Raw genomic sequence first — 5,208 nt, forward strand, 5'->3', positions numbered from 1 at the left:
ACGCAAACTGAATGGGAAGTTCTCTTTCTGGCCCTTCGTTCATTGGATGAAGAAAGTATCAGTGAGGAGTTAATGATAAGTACGGAAGATGTGGTTAATCATATTCAGTCAATTTACCGAAAATTTGATTTGCCATTGCATGCAGAATTAAAAGATTTCTGCAAAGAAAATAAATTTGATCTTTATATTCCAGAAAGATTTGTTACTATTGGTAGCATAGAATTAGATCGACTATAAACTTAAATATCAGCAATCAAATTTTAAGACTAGAAAAAGAGGAATGATACTGTGAATAGTAAATTAACCCTTTCACCTCAAGTAATTAACACATTAGAGCAAAGTAATGACCCGTGGGGAATAAAAGATGAAAATTCATGTTTTATTTACTGTAATTCAGCAGTAAAAAAACTTCATAATTTTGAAGAATCGTTTGATTATGAAGGGCTTTATGATCATGAACTTCCCTGGGCTGGCGCTGAATTTGCAAAAGAATTTATTGCTCACGATAAAAAAGTGATGGAAAGAGAACAGAGAATATGTTCCCTTCAAACACAGATACACGGGAAAGATAAATTTCTATCATCTTATTTTTTTGAAAAAAACCCTATTTACCGTGATGATGGAAGTTGTATAGGCGTTATATGTCATGGTTGGCAAGCTCAGGACTATTCTTTAACCCGTCTATATCATGGAAAACTCCCTGCATCTATTATGTTCCAACCACCGACTGATTTATTTACTCAGCGGGAATGGGATATTATTTTTCTTCTTTTACAAAAGTATACCAGTAAGCAAATGGGCAAAATGTTGAATATCTCCTATCGCACCGTTGAAACTCATATCGCACGGATATATAGAAAAATTGGTGTTAATTCCAGTTATCAGTTGGAAGAGTATTGCCGGCTGAATGATTATGATCTCTATGTACCAGAAAGATTTGTGCATCCAGAGAGTAAAATGTTTCTTTAAGCCATAGATTATAAAGGATTTCATATGAATATGAAGAAGAACTATACAATATCACCTCAGATTATTGATACAATAGAAATAAGCAATGAACCGTGGGGATAAAATATAGTTCTTCAAATTTTATTTATTATGGGTTGGCCTAAATAAGTTACTGACTCTAAATAACTTTTCATAATTCTGCCACACATGACCTTCTTCAACCCAGTGTTATACATAGAATTATGAGTAGCATAAGATGTAGCGCTATTTTGGAATCTTATTTAGGATATGAAAATAAATTAGCTTTTAAAAAAACCTCCCATCTATTATTAATTACCAACCCACTTCTGATGTGGGTAAAAATGTCATATATTCTACACGCTCAAGCAGATCATAAGATATCTACATACTTATAGGAATATGAAAATCAAGCAGTGTATATAATTCTTTCCAACCAAACTGGTGCTTCATAATCATCTCTGGAGAATGTGATCTCTCAGGTTCACCAAAATGTTCATGAATCCATTGACGAGACATCATAGGAATTAATGGCGGTGGTAATTCATTAGAGAATTGATATGATAATTTATCACTATCAAGCAAGATAATTGTTACAACAAATAAAGCCTTATTATCTCTTCTAAATGCTAGATATACACCTTCTTTGATCATATCTAATGATATATGGTCACTCCCCAAATATCCTTTTGGTTTAGTTTTGTAAGGAATTAATCCCTCATCAAAAATTTCCTGATAGGTTTTCTCCAAGCGATTAATTAATGCTTCAATATTAACTGCGATTATTTATATAATTCCTATTCTTGGTTAAGCCAATTCATCTGCGGTTTGGCTTTTCAAACCGCTAATGAAAAAGCTTTTAAGAAAAAACTGCCTCCTTATCTATTAACTACCAGCGTACTTCTGAGGTGGGTAAAAATGTGACCTCTCTGACACGTTCTAATAGATCGTAATCAATTTGCATGTTAGTTGGTATACGAAAATCCAGTACCGTGTACAAATCAGTCCATCCAAAAACTTGTTTCATGATAACTTTTGGCTCTTTTGATTTCTCTGGTAATCCGAACTGTTCATAGATCCATTGACGCGACATATGTGGGATCAGCGGTGATGGTAATTCATTTGGAAATACGTATGATGGTTTATCACTATCAAGTAAGGTAAGTGTCACATCAAACAGTACTTTATTCTCTCTTTTAAAAGCGAGATAAACGCCTTCCTTGGCCATATCTAGGGATATATATTCAGTTCCAATATTTCCTGTTGGTTTCGTTTTATAAGGAATTAACCCCATATCAAAGATCTCCTGATACGTTTTTCCCAAACTGTTTATTAATGCTTCTACATTGATTGCCATTACTTATATAATCCTTGTTCTTGATTTAGTTTATGCATTTTCATCCTAGCTTCTTCGAGCTGAGACTCTGTTGCGCCATACTCCTGTAATGCTGGCATTATCGTATTAAAATCTCGGTCCACAGCTCCCCGTAAATCATTAGCATCTTGTTGTATTTGCTCAGGGGTATTACGCCCCCCATAAGTCGCACTGAGCTTTCTATGGACATCAGCAGGAACAATTATGGCTGCCACATCTTTCGATAGTCTTTCAAGTTGTTTAGATTTCAACTCTGGATAAAGGTTCTTCCAGTAAACCTGAACTGCCGCAGAAGAAGGCATATGATCAGCATGTGTCCCATTCCTTGGCCTGCCCGCAAAATTACTGTACAAATCCACCTCAAACAATTTCACCGGCGGTTTACTCAAATACACATACACCGGCGGCATATTCGGGATCGGGAAGATCAGAATATAATCGCGGAAATCCTTCTCTTCCGGCATCGGCAACGATTCAATATCGCTGCCCACTTTTTCCGGGATTGGCAATACGGTGATTTGCGACGGAATAAACGGCCGTTCTTCATTCCCGGTATGGGCTGGAACCTGAAACTCCTGTTCGTTCGGCGTCCATAAAATTGTCGGCCGGGTTTCTCCCGGTTCCCAAAACTCATAATTACCGGTGGTCCGATTCAGTGTCATCATACGAACCGGCACTTTATCCAGACCACTTTCCGGGCCGACGTGATACCCCTGAACCGTCATCCTGCCGCTTTTTTCATCTCTTATCCAGCGGAAACGCACACGCGTCGGGGCTTTACCAAACTGCTCGGCAATCTCACTAAGGCGATAGCGGTTTAAATAATCTTCTTCACCTTCATTCAGCTTCGGTGAATAAAACAATCCCATTAACCCGACCGTCAACGGATTTGGAGCCGCCAGCCAGCGCCCGGAGCTGGCAGCGCCACCGCCAATGTAACGCATCACCAGCGCTTCCCCATCCGCGGCCACGCTGCGGGTAGTGGCCGCCACTGCCGTAGCAGCCGCTTCGGCCTGCGCTTTTCCACCACGAAACCACCGCTTATACCACGGTAATTTTTTATCCTGCGGTTTATCCGGCTTTGGCGGGTGTTTCTTGCCCTGGGGAGGCGGTTCAGGCTTTTGCGCCGCTACCGGAGCGGAAGATGACGGCACCTGATATATCCCCATTCGCCCGAAGTTATTCGCGGGTTCAGGCTCAGTTCCGGCATCGGTACAGCCTTTGCCCCGCTGGCAGGATTTCGTAAACACCGCTATCGGCGGTGGGGGAGCCTGCGTCACAGGCGGTGGCCCAGACTGAACGCTTCCCGCCGCTTTCACCGGCGAAGCGACATTCTGTGCCGCCATATTAGTGGGAGCAACAGCCCGATCAGCAACTTCTTCCTGCTTCTCATAGCTGTCCATCACGGAATTGATCAGCCGGGCCCGACAGGGACAGGTGCTGACACTATCTAATGTGCCCGCCAATCACCGTCCCATGCTAAACATGCTGGGTACGCCCCCAACAATCATGTAAGTACCGGAATGTTTACCGCAGGTGACGTGATCCCCTTCACGTGCGGTTGCCCGCCCGTTAAATGTGATGGTCTGGTCGCCGGTGATGATAACTCCACCACAGGTTGTTTTATCACCAACGAGCAGATAATAGCCTTTTGCCATTCTATTGATTTCCCCATTGGTTTACAGTACGAAGAGTGGGTCTAACTGAAATGGTCATCATATTCTTACCACTTATAGGTTAATAGATAATCAATAGTGCAATGAATTTAACTTAAAAAGATATAGGAATATTCCGAAAATTGGAGAAATTAGCTTGATTGATTTTAGTAATTCATCATGCTTATTAACATACTAAATACAATTTATTATCAAATGTACCGGAATGTTTACCACAGGTGGCGAGATCCCCTTCACACGCGGTTGCCATCCGTTGTTGGTCGCACCTGTTCCATCAAGACAAAAATCCTTGAGACAAATTTCGGCAAATAGGGTAAAGCTCCGGTTGTTACAAATATCTAAGTTGAACTTAAAATACAACTTTATATCTTGTAGCTATACTATTTTAAGTAAGTTTTTTATTCCATTATTCTTCAAAAATTAAATTAAGCAGAATTTACCTAACCTTAATTTTATTTAAGTTTAGTTATTTCAACAGTCAAAAAATTCAAACCCGGTTTTTGGGTTAAAAAGCTCATATAGTTGATTATGCTGATAATTCCTAAATATATCTTATAGAATTACAATATCTCTCAGACTCTATTTAAGAGGCATCCTTTAATTGATCGTACATTATTTCAATTAAATACTATTTTATTCGCATTATTCTGGCCCAGAGATAACACCTTTTCTTTCATCCTATTACAAGTCATCGTTATAAGAGTCGCTCTCTCCATCCCTGGTTTATGACGGAAAATTTTTAACACATGTCACTTAATTACTCATGACTGAAAAATCAAATTCATTAATTTATCTAATTAGTAATTATTCTAAAATGTTTTCATATATAATAGTATTATCTGTTACATTTACCCATAATTAAAATTACTACATAAAATAATAATAAGGTTTAATTAATAAATATATGTATTTTGACGCGCAAGTTATTATATTCTATTATAAGGCCAAGATATTCTAAGTATGGTGAAAGTATAATTAGCAGTCAGACCTTGCAGATAATGGCTGAAATAATCATTCAGGAGTCACAATGCAACATATAAAAAACAAACCCAGTAATATCACCCCACAATTAATTCACACGTGGGAAAGAAGCAGCGAACCTTGGGGAGCTAAAGATCGCCAATCAAGGTTTATCTATGCCAATTCCGCTTTTTATCAACTACTCAATCTACCAGAAGATTTCGATATTAC

At 38.8% G+C, this 5,208-nt stretch carries 4 protein-coding genes and 2 pseudogenes; 3 read left to right on the forward strand and 3 right to left on the reverse strand.

Annotated elements, in window-relative coordinates; all coding sequences use genetic code 11:
- A partial coding sequence (locus tag LGZ99_RS23245; RefSeq protein ID WP_262979724.1) for a helix-turn-helix transcriptional regulator occupies window positions 1-237 on the forward strand: 237 nt, incomplete at its 5' end.
- Between the two features lie 51 nt (window positions 238-288).
- A complete protein-coding gene (locus tag LGZ99_RS23250) occupies window positions 289-969 on the forward strand; it encodes a helix-turn-helix transcriptional regulator (protein WP_262979725.1) in 681 nt (226 codons plus the stop codon).
- Between the two features lie 381 nt (window positions 970-1,350).
- Here LGZ99_RS23250 and LGZ99_RS23255 read toward each other — a convergent pair whose 3' ends face one another.
- The 3 genes and pseudogenes from LGZ99_RS23255 to LGZ99_RS23265 form a co-directional block, all read right to left on the reverse strand.
- On the reverse strand, window positions 1,351-1,752 hold the full coding sequence (locus LGZ99_RS23255) for a DUF6392 family protein (RefSeq protein WP_315903526.1): 402 nt from the start codon (window positions 1,750-1,752) through the stop codon (window positions 1,351-1,353).
- A 103-nt stretch (window positions 1,753-1,855) separates the two neighbouring features.
- A complete protein-coding gene (locus tag LGZ99_RS23260) occupies window positions 1,856-2,323 on the reverse strand; it encodes a DUF6392 family protein (protein ID WP_021326965.1) in 468 nt (155 codons plus the stop codon).
- Window positions 2,323-3,999, reverse strand: a pseudogene (locus LGZ99_RS23265) (S-type pyocin domain-containing protein). Before LGZ99_RS23265 ends, LGZ99_RS23260 begins: the two are co-directional and overlap by 1 nt.
- A 1,045-nt stretch (window positions 4,000-5,044) precedes the next feature.
- Here LGZ99_RS23265 and LGZ99_RS23270 point away from each other — a divergent pair.
- Window positions 5,045-5,208, forward strand: a pseudogene (locus tag LGZ99_RS23270) (PAS domain-containing protein); the annotation flags it as partial.

This window comes from Photorhabdus temperata, from assembly GCF_025384845.1.
GTDB lineage: Bacteria > Pseudomonadota > Gammaproteobacteria > Enterobacterales > Enterobacteriaceae > Photorhabdus > Photorhabdus temperata.